This window comes from Paracoccus sp. (in: a-proteobacteria), from assembly GCF_046462195.1.
Classification (GTDB): Bacteria; Pseudomonadota; Alphaproteobacteria; order Rhodobacterales; family Rhodobacteraceae; genus Paracoccus.
The window spans coordinates 1-2,697 of record NZ_JBKGUN010000234.1; the positions used below are offsets into that span (position 1 = coordinate 1).

Consider the following 2,697-nt stretch of genomic DNA (forward strand, 5'->3'; position numbering starts at 1 on the left):
GTTTAATGTGTCGTGTCTGTTGATCCAATAGCGACTTTTGCGTTCGGCTTCCTCATGAAGCAAGCCCGCCGTGATGCCAAGCTCCTTCAGACCTTGCAGACGACCCAGCCACAAAGCGCTTCGAAGCTCTGCTTCGAGAAGCAACTCTCGGCGAGACTTTTTGGCCACCTCCACCCCTGCAACTGGGTTACAAGTCGGGCCGTGTCCCAGCAGTTGGTGTAGGAGGCCGCGCGCGGAGCCCCCGGCGTAGCGCGAGCCGCGCGGCCGGTGGTGACGCTGGCGGTCATCGCCGATCTTCGGAGTAGGTTCGGGTTGCAACACCTTGAACCGAGAGCGGAGATGACGATGACCGACGAGAGAATGGCACTGATCGAGCTGATCGAGAAGCAGGCTGATACGGATCTGGTCCGTGAGATGCTGGCCTTTGCGGCCGACCGGATCATGGAACTGGAAGTGGAGCTGCGCACCGGTGCGGCGAAGGGCACGCGCTCGCCCCTGCGCGAGGTCCAGCGCAACGGATACCGGGAGCGGGACTGGGACACCCGGGCGGGTCGGATAGCGTTGGAGATCCCGAAGCTGCGCAAAGGCAGCTATCTTCCGAGCTTCCTGGAGCCGCGGCGGACAGCGGAGAAGGCCCTCGTCGCCGTGATCCAGGAGGCCTACGTTCAAGGGATATCGACGCGCTCAGTGGACGATTTGGTGAAGGCCATGGGCGTGGGCGGCATGTCCAAGAGCCAAGTCAGCCGTCTCTGCGGCGAGATCGATGAGCGGGTGAACGCCTTCCTGACCCGCCCCCTGGAAGGCGCATGGCCGTATCTCTGGCTCGACGCGACCTACCTCAAGGTCCGCGAGGGCGGGAGGATCATCAGCCGGGCCGTGATAGTGGCCGTGGCGGTGAACGAGGACGGCAAGCGGGAGGTGCTGGGCATTGCCACCGGTCCGTCAGAGGCCGAGACCTTCTGGACCGACTTTCTACGCAGCCTCGCCGACCGCGGACTGCGCGGCGTGAAGCTGGTGATTGCCGACGACCACAAGGGACTTCGGGCCGCCGCACGCCGCGTCTTCAACGCCACCCAGCAGAGGTGTCGCGTTCACTGGATGCGAAACGCTCTGGCCCACGCCCCCGCCAAGAGCCGCGCGGCGGTGGCAGCGATGCTGAAGACGATCTTCGCCCAAGAAACCAAGGCCGAGGCCGAAGCGCAGTGGGCTGTTGTCGCCGACGCGCTCCGCGAAAAGCAGCCCAGGCTCGCAGCCATGATGGACGCATCGCGCGACGACGTGCTCGCCTACATGGACTTCCCGCGCGGGCACTGGGCGCAGATCGCGTCGACAAATCCGATCGAACGGGTGAATCGTGAAATCAAGCGACGCGCCGATGTCGTCGGCATCTTTCCCAACGACGGCGCCATCATCCGCCTCGTCGGTGCGCTGATGCTGGAGACCAACGACGAGTGGGCCGTAGCGCGACGCTACATGAGCCTTGAAACCATCGCCCGCGTCACCGATAGTCCAACTGTCAGGCTGCCCGCCGTGGCCACCTGATCAGCCTCAAACCTTTCCGGAGGTCGGCGCTCTTACACCAAGCATTGGGACATGGTCGGCCTCTTGGGGTGCGGCCTGCGTCGTGCTGCGCGCGCAGGAGTAAGGCATGTTAATCACCTTCCCCAGAACATGTTGGCTTCATCGCGCGCCGTAGCTCTTATGCGCAGCGCATATTGGAGGTTTTCATGTTTTTCAGGTTTGGTGTTCTTGCCTTGGCGACCGCCATTGTTTCCGGGTGCGAGTCGACGACAGGAAGCGCATCCAGCGACGTGGCTGTAGTCCGGAGGATCAGTATCGCGTCCAGCATTCCGAATGCATACGGAACGGTTCCTTGCAGCTTTTGGAGCATGGCCGGGGAGCGATCCATGCGCGGCTATCAGCTGAGAATGCGTCCACTTGACGTTTTTCTTGAAATGCCGCGCGAGCCCCGGACGGCGGAGAATGTCGAGACACTGCGACATGTCATGTCGAATGTGACAGTGTTCAAAATCGTCAATGGTGACGATGCCAAGGTCTTCGTGGGGGAAAGATACGCGAACCTCGTGGCCGAGGAGTGCCAGGCCATCAGGGCGAGATGAGCATAGTAGTGAACCCAAGCTGGAGGATCAGGACGGGAGCTTCTAGTATCGGTGCCATATGGTCGAGCGGCCACCATTGTGCAGCCCAACCCCCTCTTCTTGCACCACGGCCTCTGGCGATGCAGGGTCAACCCATCTTACCCTTGGCGTTACCGGAGCTCCGATGCTGTCCAACTCGATCACGGCCATGCTCACTGCCCTTGCGCAGGACGCCCATTCAAGGGTGCAGGCGGAGACGCTGGCACGGTTCGGGCGGGCGCTTCTGGCGGCGCCTGCGGACGCGGCGGAACTGCTGGGGGCTCTGGCCGGCATCTCCTCGGGCGGCGCAGACGAGGAGTGCATGAGCCTCCTCCTCAGCGCGGCTCTGGACGAGGCCAGAATGGCGCGGGAGAATGGGCAGCAGCAGGGCGCTCTCTTCATCGATGCCCTTGAAGCGCATCTTGGGCAACTGGTCAGCACCAACCGTCTGACGTTCAGGGGGAGCCTGGCGGTTTCGGGAACATGGGTGCGCGCGGGCCTGACGCCGCCTGAAAGCCTCGCCTCCCGACAGGATGCCTTCACCGAGGCACTTGAGGGG

Annotated in this window: 3 protein-coding genes; all 3 read left to right on the forward strand. The window is 63.1% G+C overall.

All coding sequences use genetic code 11. From position 1 onward, the window contains the following. Positions 1–345: 345 nt before the first annotated feature. Entirely contained in the window at positions 346–1,542 is a 1,197-nt protein-coding gene (locus ACLHHB_RS14780) for an IS256 family transposase (protein ID WP_410219046.1), read from the forward strand. Between the two features lie 365 nt (positions 1,543–1,907). Continuing rightward, a complete protein-coding gene (locus ACLHHB_RS14785) occupies positions 1,908–2,120 on the forward strand; it encodes a hypothetical protein (protein WP_410219047.1) in 213 nt (70 codons plus the stop codon). Between the two features lie 163 nt (positions 2,121–2,283). Further along, a partial coding sequence (locus tag ACLHHB_RS14790; RefSeq protein ID WP_410219048.1) for a hypothetical protein occupies positions 2,284–2,697 on the forward strand: 414 nt, incomplete at its 3' end.